The following is a 16630-nucleotide window of genomic DNA, read 5'->3' as shown; positions in this document are numbered from 1 at the left end:
CGCCGCCGGTGCCGGGTCCCCGGCGTCGTGCCCCGGCGAAGCCGGGCTCGGCGTGCGGGAACCGCGAGTGAGTCCCCGGCGTGAGCGGGCGAACGGAGCGAGACACACGCTCGCGGCACTCGGCGAGCGCGTTCCCTGCGCGGGGGGAACGGGCAGGCGCACCCCAGCGCGGGCCGGCGAGCCGAGCGAGACACGCCTCGGCGGGACCGCTGCGGCCAAGTTCCCGGCGCGAGTGGGCGAGCGAGGCGGGTCTCGCCCAAGGCGGATCGGCTGCGGCCACGTCCCCCAGGCGGGAAGCCAACGCACGCGCCCCACCCACGGAAACTCGCGAGCCGGCCTCCCGCGCGCGCAACCCCGCAGACCCCGAGCCCAGCCCGCTGTCCTCCACCGCCTCCACCGCCGCCGCGTCGTGCGCGTCGCCGCCCGTCCTCACCCCGCGCTGTCCTCGGCGTAGTCGCCTGTATAGTTCGCCGCCTGGATCTTGAACAAGCGCGCGTACTCGCCGCCCACGTCGATGAGCTCGTCGTGACCGCCCGACTCGATGATCCGGCCCTCCGACAGCACCACGATCCGGTCCGCGTGCCGGACCGCGCCCAGACGGTGCGAGATCAGCACACTCGTCGCGCCCGTCCGGTACTCCCGCAGCCTGTCGTGCACCGCCTGCTCCGCCGCCGCGTCCAGACCCGAGCTCGGCTCGTCCAGGATCAGCAGATCCCGGTTCGCCCGCATCAGCGCCCGCGCCAGCGCGATCCGCTGCCACTGCCCACCCGACAGACTCACCCCCTGCTCGGGATCCTCGTTGTCCTCACCCTGGAAGAAGATCCGCGACAGCATCGTGTCGTAACCGCGCGCCAGCTCGCTGACCTTGTCGTGCGCGTCGGCCTTGTGCGCGGCCTCCAGAATCCGTTCGCGGTCCTCGATGTGCGCGAGATCCCCCACCCCGATGTTCTCGGCGGCCGTGAGGTCATAAGACATGTAGTCCTGGAACACCGCCGAGATCCGCGTCCGCAACTCCGCCACGTCCAGCTCCCGGATGTCCACCCCGTCCCACGTGATCGACCCCTTCACCGGGTCGTAGAGACGGCACAGGAGCTTCACCATCGTGCTCTTACCGGCACCGTTGAGCCCCACCAGCGCCAGCGACTGTCCACTGGGGATGCTCAGGTCGACGCCCTTGAGGATCCACGGCCCGTCGTCGGTGTAGCGGAACCACACGTCCGACAGCTCGATCCCCTTCGACAGCGTCCCGACCGGCTTCGGGTCCGCCGCGACCGGCAGATCCGACTCCATGTCGGAGACCTCCACGAAATGCCCGAACATCAGCAGCGAGTTGTGCGCCTGCGAGATCGACGTGACGATCCCCGTCAGCGCGCCCTGCACACCCGCGACGGCCGCCACGAACATCGACACCTCACCGAGGTTGAACTCACCGCGAACGGCTCCCCGGATCATCCAGAACAACCCGGCGCCGGCGATGACCGCGCTCAACGCGCCCAGCGGGGTCTGGAAGAACAGCGACTTGCGCTCGACCTTCTCCTCGGCGATGTTGATCGCCTTCGTCTCGGTCCGCAGCCGCTCCAGCAGGAAACCGCCGAGCCCGAACAGCCGCACCTCTTTCACGGCCGCCAGATCCAGCAGCAGCATCTGGTAGAACAACTGCCGCCGGTTGCGCGGGCTGATCTTCCACATCATGTCGACGCGGGCCTTGCTGATCACGATCTGCACGATCAGCACCGGAATCGCCGCCACCACGGTGATCGCGGCCATCAGCGGGCTGATCACGATGAGCACACCCAGGAAACTGATCACCGACAGACCGCTCTGCACGATCTGGAACAGCGAACCGGTGACCTGGTCGGGCGCGGTCATCGCGGCCTGCTGCGCCAGCCGCAGCCGGTCGAGGAACGCCGGGTTCTCGAAGCGCATCATCCCGCCGAAACGGTTGACGGCCGCGAAGAGCTTGTCCTGCACGACGAGCGTCAGCTGCCGCCGGACGCGCGCGTCGGTGTAGTTCGACAGGTACGGCAGGGTCGCCAGCACGATCCCGCCCACGGCGATCCCGGCGACCAGCGTCATCGGGTCGGGATCGCTGGAACCGTGCTGGATCCCGGCGATCAGCAGGGCCGTCAGCGAGGCGATGCCGGCCGGGACCAGCCCCTGCAGGATCGTGATCACCAGGTTGATCGAGGCCGCGTACGGGCCCGCGCGCCAGGTAAGGCCGACCGCGCGCCCGGCGCGGCCGCCGAGCGCCGTTAAACCGGCCCCGTCTCGTTTCTCGCGCGTCTCCGCCACGGCCACCTCCCCATGTTCCGGCTCCGACGGTCCATTGGGGACCGAGGCCGCGACTGAGTATCGCGATCATCCGGCGGGCGGTCAAGACACGCGGATGATCTTCAGGTGCGAAGGACCAGGACCCTCGCTTCGGTGTAGTCGTCCATCGCCGAACGTAGCCCTTCGCGGCCGGTCCCGCTGTCCCTGGCACCGCCGTAGGGCATCTGGTCGGCTCGGAAGCTGGGCACGTCGCCGATGATCACGCCGCCGACGTCGAGCTCCCGGTGGGCGCGGAACGCGGTGGCGGTGTCGTGGGTGAAGATCCCGGCCTGGAGACCGAAACGGGAGTCGTTGATCGCGGCCAGGCCCTCGTCGAGGGAGTCGACGGACGCGACGACGCACACGGGCCCGAAGACCTCGTCGGCGACGACCTTCGCCGAGGCGGGCACGTCGGCCAGGACGGTCGGCTCGAAGGAGGCGCCGTAACGTTTCCCGCCGGTCAGGACGCGGCCCCCGGCGGCGACGGCCTCGTTGACCCACTCCTCGACGCGTTTGGCGGCCTCGGCGTTGATGAGCGGCCCGACGACGACGTCCTCCTCGGCGGGGTCGCCGTCGCGGAGGGCGGCGGCCTTCTCGACCACGCGCGCGGCCAGCTCCTCGTAGACGGAGGCGTGGGCGTAGACGCGCTGGACGGCGATGCAGCTCTGCCCGGCCTGGTAGTTGGAGAACGTGGCGACACGGGTCGCGGCCCAGTCGAGGTCCTCCTCGGAAGACCAGTCGGCGCAGACGAGCACGGCGGCGTTCCCACCGAGTTCGAGGGTGACGCGTTTGCGCGGGACGGCGTCGGCGATGGACCACCCGACCGGGACGGAACCGGTGAACGACACCACCGGCAGGCGCTCGTCGGCGACCAGGGCCGGTGCCTGCTCGTTGGGCACGCAGAACACCGAGAACATGCCGTCCGGCAGCCCCGTCTCGGCGAGGATCTCGCCCAGCAGCAGCGCCGACAGCGGAGTCGCGGGCGCGGGTTTGAGGACGATCGGCGCGCCCACGGCGATCGCGGGCGCGACCTTGTGCGCGACCAGGTTCAGCGGGAAGTTGAAGGGACTGATGCCCAGGACCGGTCCGCGCGGGAAGCGGCGGGTGACGGCCAGCCGCCCGGCCATGGCCGCGTCGGCACCGAGGTCCTGCGTGGTCGCGTCGAAACGGCGGGTCTCCTCGGCGGCCCAGCGGAAGGTGCCGACGGCGCGCCCGACCTCGGCGCGCGCCCAGGTGATCGGTTTGCCGTTCTCGGCGGTGATGAGCCGCGCGACCTCCTCGTGGCGGTCGGCGAGGGTGCGCGAGACGTGGTCGAGGGCCGCGGCCCGCACGTGCACCGGCAGGGCGGCGGCCTCGGCGGCGACGGCCGCGGCGGCCGACACGGCCCGCTCCACCTGCTCGGGCGTGGCGTGGGTGGTGGAGCCGACCTCGGATCCGTCGTAGGGGTGGGTCACGGTGAGGACCTCACCGCCGTGCTCGGGTGATCCGGCGATCCAGATGGGTGTGGCGTCCATCCCCGTAGCCTACGAGGACGCGTGCGCACGGGGACGCGGATCGCCCCGCCTCGGGCCGAGGACGGGGCGCGTGCGGTTCAGGCGCCCTTCGGGGTGGCGCGCATGCCCCCGTGGCAGACCGGCGAGCCGCCGGTGAGCGTCGCGAACACTCCCGCATGAGGGCGACGGACTTCTCCGACAGCGGGCGCGTCCCGTCGGCGGCCGGACCGCCGTCGAGGTGCGCCTGGCGAGGGTGACGAGGCCGGTCGCGGTGGGGTTGAACTGCCCACCGTAGGGGGCGGACGAGCGCGGGAGGGGTTCCAGGAGGGCGCGGGCTCGTGAAGGCGCGGAAGCGCAAGGCGTCCTCGGGGAGCGAGAGGGCGTGTGTGAACGGCGAATGCCGACCTCAAGTCAGGGCCGTTCGGGCAGGCGCGAACTGGCGCCGTTCGGGCAGGATGCGTCCATGACCGTCCCCCAGCAACCCGCGTACCCGGCGCAGGGTCCGCCGCCGCAGCAGGCGCCGATGATCTACGCACCGCCGCCGCCCCCGCCCGCCGCCTACCATCCGACGTCGTCGTGGTGGCGCGAGAAGATGCCCTTCGGCCCGGCACCGTTCGCGCTGACCCTCGTCGGCGTCCTCCTGATCGCCATCTCGCTGCTCGGCCCGGCCGCGGTCTACACCCGCGACTACGGCGACTACTCCGAGATCTACGACATCCCGATCTTCGGGTCCTTCTACTCGTTCCCCGACTACACGACCCTGAGCAACCTGGACTTCCTGCCGGTGCTGCTCACCCTGGGGCTGTTGTTCGCGACGGTCGCCTCGACCGGCAGCCGCCGCCTCGGCGCCAAGATCGGCACGATCGCCTTCGGGGTCATCGCCATCGCCATGCTCGTCTCGCAGGTCCTCAACTGGAAGGCCCTGCTGCTGGAGACCAACCACCGCACGGAGGGCCTCGACCCGTCGCCCGACCCGTCGGACACCTTCGACGAGGACTCCGAGATCGACGGGGAGTCGGTGACGTTCGGGTGGGGCGTGATCCTGCTGATCATCGCGCTCGTCGTGCTCATCGCCGCGGCGGCGACGACCTTCGACCGCACCGAGCGGGCCACAGGTGTTCCCGGGCCGCCAGTGCCGTTCCCGCAGTCACCGACGGGATCGTTCCCGCAGGTGCCGCCGCAGCCGTCCTACGACAATCCGCACGGGATGGTCGTCACGCAGGACCCTCCACCGCAGCCCGGCCAGTGGCAGCAGCCACCGCCACCCCATCAGTAGTCATCACCAGCACCCGCGCGTGAATGGCGGTGCGTTGCCGCAGGGCGGCGCGCACCGCCCGGTGCAGGCCGTCCTCCATGTACCACTCGTTCTTCCACTGCACGACGTGCGCGAAGAGGTCGCCGTAGAAGGTGGAGTCGTCGGCGAGGAGCCGGTCGAGGGCGAGCACGCTCTTGGTCGTGATGATCCGGTCCAGGCGCACCAGGCGCGGCGGGATGGCCGACCATTCCTTGAGCGTCAGACCGTGGTCCGGGTACGGCCGCTCGTCGAGGACACCCTTGAAAATCACCGCGCTCAAGCTCCTTTCGGTGGCTTCCACCTTGTCAACGAGACGTCATGATCCCATCGAACCGGGCCGCGATGTGATGTAGCTCACTACTCAGCGCTTCGGGCTGATCCCCCACGTCCCGGACCAGATCTGCCCCGGTCCGAGCGTCACCAGGTCGCGGCCGCTGCGGAAGGCGTCGGGCGGGCAGCTCATCGGCTCGACGGCGATGGCGCGGCGGTGCCGCTCCCCGGCGAACTGGTCGGCGGTGTAGACCTGCACCCAGCCGAAGGACTCGTCGGCCCACAGCGTCACCCCGCGGCCGTCCGACGTGGACAGACGCACCTGGACGTTGCCGTCGGCGTCGCGGTCGAGGTCGCCGAAGGCGGCGTCGATCTCGGTCTCGCCGAGCAGCACCTTCGTCGCACCGACCGGCTCCTCGCCGACCGGGAGCTTGCGGTCGTCGGTCTTGAGCCGCGTCTTGGCGGGCAGTTCGAGCGTCAGGTCGGCGATGGACACGCCCGGGACCTTCAGGTACGGGTGCACGCCGAGCCCGAAGGGCGCCGCCGTCGCACCGAGGTTCACCGCGGTGTGCACGGCCCGCAGGCCGTAGGGACCGACCGACCAGCGCGTGCGGAGCACGATCGGGAAGGGGTAGCCGGGCTGCGCGGGAAGCGCGCACTCGACGGTCACCGAGTCCGGGTCGACGTCGACGGCCTGCCAGCGCAGCCAGCGGACCAGGCCGTGGGCGGCGTTGCGGGTCGCCGGTTCGCTCAACGCGACCTGATAGGACTTGCCGTCGAAGTCGTAGCGGCCGTCACCGAGCCGGTTCGGCCAGGGCGCCAGGACCTGCCCGGCACCGCCGGGGCACAGCTCGTCGTCGTGGTAGCCGTCCACATAGGCTTTACCGTCCACAGTGAACGTACGGAGGCCGCCGCCCACCTCAACGATCGTGGCCTCATGGCCGGCGTACGAAATGCTCCACTGCTCACCGGACAGTGCCATGTCTGCTCCTCCTCGCGCTGGCGCTGACCCTATACCCGCTACGGGGCCAGGCGCTCCACCACCCATCGGTCCGTATCGGCCCGGCGGAAGCGGAGCCGGTCGTGCATCCGCATCTCCTGGCCCTGCCAGAACTCGACCGTCTCGGGGACCACCCGGTACCCGCCCCAGTTGTCGCGCATCGGCACCTCGCCGGGGTGTTCGGCGTCGGCCTTGGCCCACATCGCGGCAAGTGTCCCCCGGTCGGGAAGGACCGTCGACTGCGGGGACACGAACGAGGCCAGCTGGGACCCGCGCGGACGGCCGTGGAAGTACTCCTCCGACTCCGCACGGTCCACCTTGGACGCCTCGCCGCACACGATGACCTGCCGGTACATCGGCAGCCACGACAGCAGCAGCGACACCCGGGGGTTCCGCGCGATCTCGGTGCCCTTGCGTGATGAGTAGTTCGTGAAGAAGGTCAGGCCCTCAGCACCGAACCCCCGCAGCAGCACCGTCCGCGAACTCGGCCGGCCCTCGGCGTCCGCGGTGGACAGCACCATCGCGTTCGGTTCGAACATGTCCTTGTCGACGGCCTCGCCCAACCACACGCCCAGCTGCTCGTGCCAGCTCGGCGCGAGTTCACCGACGTCGAAGACCGGGCTGGAATATTCGAAACGGCGCGCAACCGGTTCCCGACCACCGGACGTGTTCATGTCGTCAGCCTCTCGATCATCTCGCTCGACAACCGTGCCGAATCGGCACGGATCATATTAGGGACGCCCGCGTTCGTGCCCGCGAAACGCCCCGATGGTGATATTGCATCGGGACGCATCCTTGATCACCCTTTTTTCTTAAGGGAATCCACCAAAACCTTTTAAAGGAATGCCACAGATTTTCCCATGACAAGTCCGGCATAGCGGCCGATACCGATAGGCTCGGTTGCGCGTACGTGCACGGATGAGGCGTGTTCCACACCACCCTGTGCTCGCCCGGAGCGGTTCGGACGGGCAAGATGGGGCCGGCGAGAGTACTGACGAATATCCACACAGGAGACCTGATGTCCGACTTCAAACCGGGCCTTGAAGGCGTCGTCGCCTTTGAAACCGAGATCGCCGAACCCGACAAGGAAGGCGGATCTCTCCGTTATCGCGGTGTCGATATCGAAGATCTCATCGGCCAGGTCTCCTTCGGGAACGTGTGGGCCCTGCTCGTCGACGGAAAATTCGGTCCCGGCCTCCCGCCCGCCGAACCCTTCCCCGTACCCGTGCACTCCGGCGACATCCGCGTCGACGTGCAGTCGGCCGTGGCGATGCTCGCCCCCTACTGGGGCCTCGGCCAGCTCCTCGACATCGACGACGCCCAGGCGCGCAACGACCTGGCCCGCGTCTCGGTGACCGCGCTGTCCTTCGTGGCGCAGTCCGCGCGCGGCATCGGCCGCCCGGCCGTCCCGCAGAAGGAGATCGACAAGGCCGAGACGATCGTCGAGCGCTTCATGCGCCGATGGCGCGGCGAGCCCGACCCCCGCCACGTCAAGGCCGTCGACGCCTACTTCATCTCCGCCGCCGAGCACGGCATGAACGCCTCCACCTTCACCACGCGCGTGGTCGCCTCCACCGGCGCCGACGTCGCCGCGTGCATCTCCTCGGGCGTCGGCGCCCTGTCCGGCCCGCTGCACGGCGGCGCTCCCTCGCGTGTCCTGCACATGCTCGAAGAGGTCGAGCGCACCGGCGACGCCGAGGCCTACGTCAAGGGCGTCCTGGACCGCGGCGAGCGCCTGATGGGCTTCGGGCACCGCGTGTACCGCGCCGAGGACCCGCGCGCCCGTGTGCTGCGCAAGACCGCCAAGGAGCTGGGTTCGCCGCGTTTCGCGGTCGCCGAGGCCCTGGAGAAGGCGGCCCTGGCCGAACTGAAGGCCCGCAAGCCCGACCGTGTGCTGGCCACGAACGTCGAGTTCTGGTCGGCGGTCGTGCTGGACTTCGCCGAGGTTCCCGCCGACATGTTCACCTCGATGTTCACCTGCGCCCGCGTCGCCGGGTGGAGCGCGCACATCCTGGAGCAGAAGCGCCTGGCGCGCATCGTGCGCCCGTCGGCGACCTACGTGGGCCCGGCGCCGCGGACGCCCGCCGACGTCGAGGGTTTCGCGTCGATCAGCCGCTGACATACCCGTGAAAGGGCCCCGGTGCGCGTGCGCACCGGGGCCCTTTCCTGGCATGGCCTGGTTACGGTGGGCGCGTCTACGGACCTCACCGGAAGGACGTCATGAGACTCCGCCCCCACGCCGCCGCCGTCGCCGCCCTGGTCCTGTTCGGCGCGACCGCGACCGCCTGCAGCCCCAAGGAAGCCGACCAGGATGTGGCGCCTCCGCCGTCGCAGTCGGGTTCCCCCTCGTCCGACACCCCGCCCGCACCGGTGGGCGACCCCCGCGAGGTCGTCGAGACCGCGATGGCCGCGAGCATGAAGGCGTCGTCGTACACGATGACCGTCACGACCTCCAAGGTCGAGGTCACGATCTCCATCGACTACGGCTCCAAAACGATGAGCATGCTCGTCGACGGGACGGTCGACGGCGACACCGTCAAGGGCGAGGTGCGCGTCGTCGACGGGAAGGGCTACCTCAACTTCACCGATCCCACCGGTGGGGTGGACACCGGCGGGCAGTGGCTGGCGATGGCGCCCGAGGACGTCGCCGAGGACGACCCGTTCACCGTCATCAAGACGATCTTCGACGCCGGGGACCTGCTCGGTCCCGACGCGCAGGTGACCGCCGAGTCCCCGGGCGTGTACAAGATCACGCCCGCCGGGAAGACCTTCGACCTGCCGGAGTTCTTCACCGAGCTGACCGACCCCGGAGCGAGCGAGTTCCAGGCCACCGAGCTGCGCCTCGGCGTCGGCGCGGACGGTCTGGTGTCCACTATGGAGCTCACCGACGCGAAGGGTGCGAAGACCCTCGTTTCCATGTCGAACTACGGGATCCCGGTCAAGGTCGACAAACCCGCCGATAGCGAGATCATGGGCGGCTGAGCCGCCGGACCCGCCGCTACCGTTGGTCATCTCGCGTCCGCCGCCCGTGGCGGACGGCCCACCTGTGAGGACGAACATCGTGAAACTTCGCCCGCTCGCCGCCGGCGCCGTACTGGCCGCCGTGGCGCTCCTCGGCTCCGCCTGCGGGAAGGACGACCCGGCCACCCCGAAGGACCCGGCCGGTTCCTCGGCCGCGGAGCAGGGCGCCGACACCGCCGTGCGCGACGAGCTCAGGGCGGCGATGGAGAAGTCCTCGCAGCAGACCTCGCTGAAGATGTCCATGCAGATGGCGGGGATGACGGTCGACGCCCACATCGACACCGCCGCGAAGGCCTCGCACATGGTCACCAAGGCGGGTGACGACGGCGACGCGATGGAGATCGAGATGCTCACCATCGGCCCCGACACCTACGTCAAGTACGTCAGCGGCGGCATGGCCGAGCAGATGAAGGGCAAGTGGGCCCGGGTCGACGCCGCCTCCGTCGGGCAGGACAAGCCCCTGGCCGACGGCTTCTTCGACGCCGAGGCCATGCTCAAGGACACCGTGACCGTCACCAAGCTCGCCGAAGGGAAGTTCAAGGTCGAGCTGGGCGCGGGCGAGACCCCCGACGTCGGTGGTCTCTTCGGCGGCCTGACCGGCGGGGAGACCCCCGACCCGTCGGCGAGCGGCGGCCCGACCACGCTGATCATGACCCTCACCGCCGACGGCCTGGTCTCCGGCTTCGCGTCCGAGGGCATGGCGCCCGAGGAGACGGTCACGATCACGTTCTCCGACTACGGCACCCCGCTGAAGGCCGAGAAGCCCGCCGACAAGGACATCGTCGAAGGCTGATCCCACGGCCGTCACGGCCCCGCCCGCTTCGGCGCGCGGGGCCGTTCGCGTATCCCGCCCTGGCGTCGTCTCGGTACCCTCGACCCCATAGCCGGTCCCTCCGAGACCGCAGGGAAGGACGTCATGACACTTCAGCGGGCACGCACGTTCGCCGCGACCCTCACCGTGGCGGCACTCGTCGCCCTCGGCGCGGCCGGGTGCGGCAGCGGCGACAACGCCGAACTCCAGGGTGGTGCCGGGAACCCGGCCACCGGGGAGAACGCCCCCGCCGACGCGAAGGGCGCCGTCGCGCTCGCCGCGGAGAAGACCAAGCAGCAGTCCTACCGCATGACCATGACCATGGATCCCGAGATGACCATGGAAGCCGTCGTGGACCCGGTCGCCAAGACCGGCCACACGACGATGTCGATCAACGCCGAAGGCGTGTCACTGGAGACCGAGATGATCCTCCTCGACGAGGACATCTACGTGAAGACCACCGGCGACGGCCCGCTGGCGAGCGACAAGTGGATGCACATGAAGTCCGACGGGCTGGGCGACGCCTTCTCCACCAGCCAGGTCGACCCCGCCGAGTTCCTCGCCGGCGCCGATGAGGTCGTGCGGGTCGACGAGCACACCTACACCGGTGTCCTCGACCTCTCGACGGTCAGCGCCGGTGCCTTCGGCGGCGGGCTGGGCGAGAAGTTCGGCGCGGACTTCACCGAGATCCCCTTCACCCTGACCCTCGACGACGAGGGCCGTCTCTCCCGCATGGAGACCACGATGAAGGGCATGGGCACCGACGGCACCGACCGCACCGCCGTCGTCACGATGTCCGACTACGGCACGCCCGTGGACGTCACCGCTCCCCCGGCCGACCAGGTCGATGAGATGCCGGGCTTCGGCGAGTAACGCTCTTTTCCGATCGCGGCCCCGCTTCAGCGGGGCCGTCGTCGTGTCCGGGCCTACTTGTGCGGTGGGGCGGCGGCCCCGCACTGCCCGCAGAACTTGGCCTCGCCCAGGATCTCGCTGCCGCAGCGGGTGCAGTACCGCACCAGCCGCGAGGGCGGGTTCGACGGCGGCGGTGCCGGTGGCGCGCTGACCGGCGTCGGCGGCGCGCTCACCGGAGCGACCGGGGAGCCCGGCGGGACCGGCATCGGCGGGGGCGGCATCTGCCCGGAGAGGGGGGCCGGAGCGGGCGCCTCGGGGTAGGGCTGCCCGGCGGCGCGGTACAGGGAGCGGCCGGTCACGTCGATCGCCGAACGCGTCAGCCCGGGGTTGCTCAAGGCCTTCCACACCTTCAGCCCGACGTTGCCCGACGGGGCACCGGCCTGTACGGAGGTGTGGTTGCCACGGTTCTCGATGTGGATCATCAGCTCGGGGCGCGGCTGCTGGTAGGCCTGCGTGGTGGGGCGGATCAGGTAGAGGAAGACCGCGCTCGGTGAGACGGGGTGGGTCTGCACGTGGAATCCGGCGGTCTGGAAATGGACCGCCACCTGCTCGATGACCGGACCAAGATCGGGCACGGTCACCCAGAACAGCTGTTGCTGATTGAACGGATCCACCGGGGCACCTCCGCACGCACACCTACGACTCCAGCACTCTATGCCACGTGTGCGAGCGCGGCACCGGGCAAAGCCCGGTGCCGCAAGGGTTTCGGCGTGTCACGCGCGGGAGCACACCCGGCAGGTCCCGCGACGGCGCTGGAGGTAGGCGAGCGCGGCGAGGAACAGCGCGCCGCCCCACACCGGCCACAGGGTCTCGGGCATGTTGGTGACCCACTTGTCCTCGACGCCCATGGTGAACGCCATCCGGATGTACATGGTCCCGGCCGAGATCACCAGGATCGCCACGATCGTCGCCGGGACGACCGCGAGCATGATCGGGACCCGCTTGCCGCGCAGGCCGATCATCCAGCGGGGGAAGACCTCGCCCCAGCGCTGGATGAGCCCGAGGGTCAGCAGCGCGCCGACGGCGCCCATGCTCGCCAGGGCGGCGCCGGCGAGCCACAGTCCGTTCTCCTGACCTTCCCGGTACCACTGCTCGTCGATGCCGAGGCTGAACCCGAGTGCCCACAGCCAGCGGGTCGCGCAGTAGATCAGCGGGATGATCATGGCGGTGATCACCGCGGGCTTGCCCCACTTGACGAGGCCGTGACCGTCGTGGACGTCGTCGCGGCCGCAGTTGGCGCAGGCGCCCCTGGTGCGGCGGGCGTAGGCGACGGCGGTGAAGATCCAGGCGAGTCCGAGGAACAGCAGGATGGTCAGGTTGACCGACGGCCACTTGAGCAGCGAGCCGAGGCCGACGCCTTCGGGCCAGCCGAACAGCAGCTTCCCGACGGCGAGGATGGGCAGGTAGGCGACCACGGTCAGCGGACGGTAGTCCTGCACGACGATGGTGAGCCCGAAGGCCATGACCGCCGCGATGCCGATCAGGGTCCCGCGGACACCGGCGCGGCCGATCCCGCGCGCCATCAGGAAGGCGACGACGGCGCCGGCGAGTCCGGCCGCGGCGATGGACGGCCCGGCGATCTCCGGCGTCGACAGCCCGAGCAGGTTGCCGTGGATGGCCGCCGAACCCTCCTCGACCATGTCGGGATCCCCCGTGCCGAAGGGGTAACCGGGGCCGCCGAAGGCCCAGAGGAGACCGAGGCCCCCATAGATGAGAGAGGCCGCCGCGGTGGCGTACCCGATGAAGTGTGGCCAGTTCTTTCGCATGCCACCAGCCTCTGCGGACCGGCCCGCCGTTCCCATGTGCCGACCGGCCGGGCCTCGCGCCCGCCGGACCGGCCCGTAGGCCGAACGGCACATCGCGTGCCTCCGGGCGCGCGCATAGGCTCGTGATCATGCGGAGGTGGCGATGGGCGACGGCGTCGGCCGGACTGGTGGTCCTGGTCGGCGGCCTGGTCCTGTTCCCGGCGCCGGCCCGCTCGGTCCTGGCGCCTTTCGCGGCCTGCCTCGCCGTGCTGGGAGTCTGGGCGACGTGGCCGCGTTCGCGCGCGGTGGCGCCCTACGTCGGCATGGTGGTCGGGGTCCTCTCCCTCGCCGTGACGGCCGTGCACCTCGCCGTCTTCGAGCGCGGCGGCGAACCGGGGCGCAACGAGGGCCTGTGGATGCTGCTCGAACCGGTCGTCACGGTCGTGTTCGTCTACCTCCCCGTGCGCTGGTCCCCGCCGCGACTGGCGGTCCTCGGCGGTTCGCTGCCCGCCGTCGGCGTCGCCGCCTCGGTGCAGCGCTACATGCCCGGCGACGAACTGTGGGAGCACGTCGCCGGGAGTCTGCTGTGGCTGCTGCCGTCGCTGATCGCGGGGATCCTGGCCTGGTACATGCGCGGCGTGGACACCGCCCGCGAGCGCGCCGTCGCCGAGGCCCGGCACGCCCAGCGCCTCGACCTGGCCGGGGACCTGCACGACTTCGTCGCCCACGACGTCAGCGAGATGGTCGCGCAGGCGCAGGCCGTCCGGATGGTCCTCGCCAACGGCGATCCGCGCCTCGAAGAGGCCCTGGAGCGCATCGAGAAGGCCGGGCTGCGCGCGCTGGAGTCGATGGACCGGACCGTGCACATGCTGCGCGACGCCGGGGAGGCCGCGCGCGAACCCGTCGGCGGTCTCGCCGACCTGCCCGGGCTCGTCGAGCGCTTCGCCGACGGCGGCCGCACGCGGGCGACGCTGTCGGCGGCCGTGATCCCCGGTGTGCCGCGCGAAGCCGCCGCCGTCGCCTACCGCGTGGTGGTCGAAGCGCTCACCAACGTCCGCCGCCACGCCCCACACGCGTCCACGGTGGACGTCGAGCTGGCCCTCGCCGACGGTGCCCTGCGCGTGACCGTCACCGACGACGGCACCGGCGAACCCCGCCAGAGCCCCCGCGCCCACGCCGGGCTCGGCCTCCCCGGCCTCACCGAACGCGTCGAGGCCCTGCGCGGCTCGCTCGACGCGGGCCCTCACCGCCCGCACGGCTGGCGCCTGACCGCGACCATCCCGCTGACCGCAGACCAGGAGTGACATGTCGATCCGCATCCTCATCGCCGACGACCAGGAAGGAATCCGCAACGCCTTCCGCCTCGTCCTCGACGCGCAGCCCGACATGACGGTCGTCGCCGAGGCCGCCGACGGGCAGTCGGCGCTGTCCCAGGCCCGCCACCTCCGGCCCGACGTCGTGCTCGCCGACATCCGGATGCCCGGCCTCGACGGCCTCGAACTGACCAGGCGCCTGGCCGGGCCGGGGGTCGAGGACCCGCTGCGCGTCATCGTCGTGACGACCTTCGACCTTGACGAGTACGTGCACACCGCCTTGCGCGACGGTGCCTGCGGCTACCTCCTCAAGCGCTCCGGCCCGACGCTGCTCGTCGAGGCGATCCGGGCCGCGATGGCCGGTGACACGCTCATCAGCCCGCAGATCACCGTGCGGCTGCTGCGCAAGATGATGCCGGCGACGCCCGCGCCCGCCCGCGAGACCGAGGCCCTGAGCGAGCGCGAACTCGACGTCGTCCGGCTCGTGGCGGCCGGGCGCACCAACGCCGAGATCGCCGCCGAGTTGTTCATCAGCCCCGGGACGGTCAAGAACCACCTCGCCAACGTGCAGCGCAAGCTCGGCGTCGCCAACCGGGTGGGGATCGCGGCCTGGGCGTGGTCGACGGGACGGGCGACGCCGTAGACCGGGGTGCGGGTGGGCATCAATGGGGTCACATCCCCGCCCCCACCCTGTCAGCGTCCGGTAACGCCTGTGTAATGCTGTGGCCAGTCCGGCAGCGCCGCCGAGCCCCTCGACGCATGAAACCCCCCAGCGACCAGCTGTGAGAGGAGCCCGCGGTGGCCGATATCCGCATTCCCGATGAGCTCAAGCCCGCCGACGGCCGGTTCGGTGCCGGCCCGAGCAAGGTGCGTCCCGAGGCGGTCTCCGCGCTCGCGGACAAGGCGGTCTCCTTCCTGGGCACCTCGCACCGTCAGGCGACGGTGAAGAACGAGGTCGGCCGTCTCCGTGCGGGCCTGGCGAACCTGTTCTCGGCTCCCGAGGGCTACGAGGTGATCCTCGGCAACGGCGGCACCACGGCCCTGTGGGACGCGCTGGTCTTCTCGCTGGTGAAGGACAAGGCGCAGCTGGCCACCTTCGGCGAGTTCGGCGCGAAGTTCGCCAAGGCGATCGAGAAGGCCCCCTTCCTGAGCGCGCCGACCGTCCACAAGGGGGAGCCGGGCGGGGCGGCCGAACTGTCCTTCGAGGACGGTGTGGACCTGTACGGCATCCCGCACAACGAGACCTCGACCGGTGTCGCGGTGCCGGTGAGCCGGGTCGCGCACGAGGGCGCGCTCACCGTGCACGACGCGACCTCGGCCGCGGCCGGGCTGCCGGTGGACCTGGCGCAGTCGGACGTGTACTACTTCGCGCCGCAGAAGGGTTTCGGTTCCGACGGCGGGCTGTGGATCGGGCTGTTCTCCCCGGCGGCGCTGGAGCGGGTCGCCGAGGTGAAGGCGACGGGTCGCTGGATCCCGGACTTCCTCGACCTGGCGACGGCCGTGGACAACTCGCTGAAGAACCAGACGTACAACACGCCCGCACTGGCCACGATCTTCCTGGCGGCGGAGCAGACCGACTGGTTCAACGCCAACGGCGGCCTGGACTTCTCCGCGGGCCGTAGTGCCGCTTCGGCCGAGGCGATCTACGGCTGGGCGGACAAGTCGGAGTACGCGACGCCGTTCGTGACCGACACCTCGCTGCGCTCGGCGGTCGTGGCGACGATCGACTTCGCCGACTCGATCGACGCGGCCGCCCTGGCCAAGATCCTGCGCGCCAACGGGATCGTCGACACCGAGCCGTACCGGAAGCTGGGCCGCAACCAGCTGCGCGTGGCGCTGTACCCGACGGTCGACCCGGCCGACGTGGCGAAGCTGACGGAGTCGATCGACTACGTGGTGGAGCGGCTGTAGCCGGTTCCTCGTTCGCGTCGCCCGGTTCCCGCATCGCGGGAACCGGGCGATTGTCTTTTCAAGAGAGTCGCGTCGTGCGTCCGGGTTGCTTTTCGGCATCGATCCCTCGTCGCCGTGCGCGCGATTTTCGCCACAGGCCCCGCCGGGTCTCGGCGGACCGGGCGAAGACCCCTTCGGCCGGCGCGGGCCCGCTAACATCCCAGCTCAGCCGCCCGATGCCCGTGGTGGCCTTTCGCCGCGGGCGTGGGTTCGGGCTGGGACGTGGTCTTGCCGGGATCCCTGCGAGGGAGGCGGGATCGGGCCCGATCCCATACCCTTCAGGCGGTTTCGTTCGCCCAGGCAGGCGACGGTACCGCCAGTGACTCGACCTCGTACCCCCCTCAGGTGAACTCGTTCACCACCGACCGACTAACAGACCACCAAGCCCGGACCCCCCAAGACACCGAGTCCCGCACGCCGAGCCCGGCTTAGCCGAGCCACCCCGCCGGGAACCCGGCACCGGCGGCGGGCCGAGCCCGATCCCATACCCGCCAGGCGGTCTCGTTCGCAC

At 70.6% G+C, this 16630-nt stretch carries 15 protein-coding genes; 8 read left to right on the top strand and 7 right to left on the bottom strand.

Annotation, left to right across the window (positions count from 1 at the left end; genetic code table 11):
- Positions 1-429 precede the first annotated feature (429 nt).
- Positions 430-2292, bottom strand: coding sequence for an ABC transporter ATP-binding protein (locus HNR73_RS40870; protein ID WP_203687020.1), 1863 nt, complete (start codon positions 2290-2292; stop codon positions 430-432).
- Positions 2293-2393: 101 nt separating this feature from the next.
- On the bottom strand, positions 2394-3824 hold the full coding sequence (locus HNR73_RS25115; RefSeq protein ID WP_184790058.1) for an aldehyde dehydrogenase family protein: 1431 nt from the start codon (positions 3822-3824) through the stop codon (positions 2394-2396).
- A gap of 442 nt (positions 3825-4266) precedes the next feature.
- On the opposite strand from HNR73_RS25115, the gene HNR73_RS25110 reads away from it, so the two are divergent.
- Positions 4267-5079 carry a hypothetical protein gene (locus HNR73_RS25110; RefSeq protein ID WP_184790057.1) on the top strand — a complete coding sequence of 271 codons (813 nt, stop codon included), beginning with the start codon at positions 4267-4269 and terminating at the stop codon, positions 5077-5079.
- On the opposite strand, the gene HNR73_RS25105 is transcribed toward HNR73_RS25110, so the two are convergent.
- The 3 genes from HNR73_RS25105 to pdxH all read right to left on the bottom strand — a co-directional run bounded on the left by HNR73_RS25105 (position 5018) and on the right by pdxH (position 7041).
- Positions 5018-5368, bottom strand: coding sequence for a type II toxin-antitoxin system VapB family antitoxin (locus HNR73_RS25105; protein ID WP_203687022.1), 351 nt, complete (start codon positions 5366-5368; stop codon positions 5018-5020). The two genes, HNR73_RS25110 and HNR73_RS25105, sit on opposite strands and share 62 nt — an antisense overlap.
- Positions 5369-5458: 90 nt before the next feature.
- Positions 5459-6349, bottom strand: coding sequence for an aldose 1-epimerase family protein (locus HNR73_RS25100; RefSeq protein ID WP_184790056.1), 891 nt, complete (start codon positions 6347-6349; stop codon positions 5459-5461).
- Between the two features lie 38 nt (positions 6350-6387).
- A complete protein-coding gene (pdxH, locus tag HNR73_RS25095) occupies positions 6388-7041 on the bottom strand; it encodes a pyridoxamine 5'-phosphate oxidase (protein ID WP_184790055.1) in 654 nt (217 codons plus the stop codon).
- A 344-nt stretch (positions 7042-7385) separates the two neighbouring features.
- Here pdxH and HNR73_RS25090 point away from each other — a divergent pair, with 344 nt between their 5' ends.
- The 4 genes from HNR73_RS25090 (at position 7386) to HNR73_RS25075 (ending at position 11072) form a co-directional block, all read left to right on the top strand.
- Positions 7386-8486, top strand: coding sequence for a citrate synthase 2 (locus HNR73_RS25090; RefSeq protein WP_184790054.1), 1101 nt, complete (start codon positions 7386-7388; stop codon positions 8484-8486).
- A gap of 101 nt (positions 8487-8587) precedes the next feature.
- Positions 8588-9349 (top strand): hypothetical protein, encoded by a 762-nt coding sequence (locus tag HNR73_RS25085; RefSeq protein WP_184790053.1) that lies wholly within the window; start codon positions 8588-8590, stop codon positions 9347-9349.
- Between the two features lie 79 nt (positions 9350-9428).
- Entirely contained in the window at positions 9429-10181 is a 753-nt protein-coding gene (locus HNR73_RS25080) for a hypothetical protein (RefSeq protein ID WP_184790052.1), read from the top strand.
- A gap of 123 nt (positions 10182-10304) precedes the next feature.
- Positions 10305-11072, top strand: coding sequence for a DUF6612 family protein (locus HNR73_RS25075; protein WP_184790051.1), 768 nt, complete (start codon positions 10305-10307; stop codon positions 11070-11072).
- A gap of 53 nt (positions 11073-11125) precedes the next feature.
- On the opposite strand, the gene HNR73_RS40865 is transcribed toward HNR73_RS25075, so the two are convergent.
- Together HNR73_RS40865 and HNR73_RS25065 are read right to left on the bottom strand one after the other, a co-directional pair.
- Positions 11126-11725, bottom strand: coding sequence for a zinc ribbon domain-containing protein (locus tag HNR73_RS40865; protein WP_184790050.1), 600 nt, complete (start codon positions 11723-11725; stop codon positions 11126-11128).
- Positions 11726-11824: 99 nt separating this feature from the next.
- On the bottom strand, positions 11825-12877 hold the full coding sequence (locus HNR73_RS25065) for a hypothetical protein (protein ID WP_184790049.1): 1053 nt from the start codon (positions 12875-12877) through the stop codon (positions 11825-11827).
- Between the two features lie 128 nt (positions 12878-13005).
- On the opposite strand from HNR73_RS25065, the gene HNR73_RS25060 reads away from it, so the two are divergent.
- The 3 genes from HNR73_RS25060 (at position 13006) to serC (ending at position 16080) form a co-directional block, all read left to right on the top strand.
- Positions 13006-14160: a sensor histidine kinase gene (locus HNR73_RS25060; protein WP_184790048.1), complete on the top strand. Its 1155-nt coding sequence runs from the start codon at positions 13006-13008 to the stop codon at positions 14158-14160.
- Between the two features lies 1 nt (position 14161).
- The gene (locus HNR73_RS25055; RefSeq protein WP_184790047.1) at positions 14162-14812 is read left to right on the top strand and encodes a response regulator; all 651 of its coding nucleotides are present in this window, start codon (positions 14162-14164) and stop codon (positions 14810-14812) included.
- 155 nt (positions 14813-14967) lie between these two features.
- A complete protein-coding gene (gene serC / locus HNR73_RS25050; RefSeq protein ID WP_184790046.1) occupies positions 14968-16080 on the top strand; it encodes a phosphoserine transaminase in 1113 nt (370 codons plus the stop codon).
- The last annotated feature ends 550 nt before the right edge of the window (positions 16081-16630 follow it).

The organism is Phytomonospora endophytica, from assembly GCF_014202425.1.
Classification (GTDB): domain Bacteria; phylum Actinomycetota; class Actinomycetes; order Mycobacteriales; family Micromonosporaceae; genus Phytomonospora; species Phytomonospora endophytica.
The sequence above is the reverse complement of the archived record's forward strand: the minus strand, read 5'-3'. Positions and strand labels throughout refer to the sequence as shown.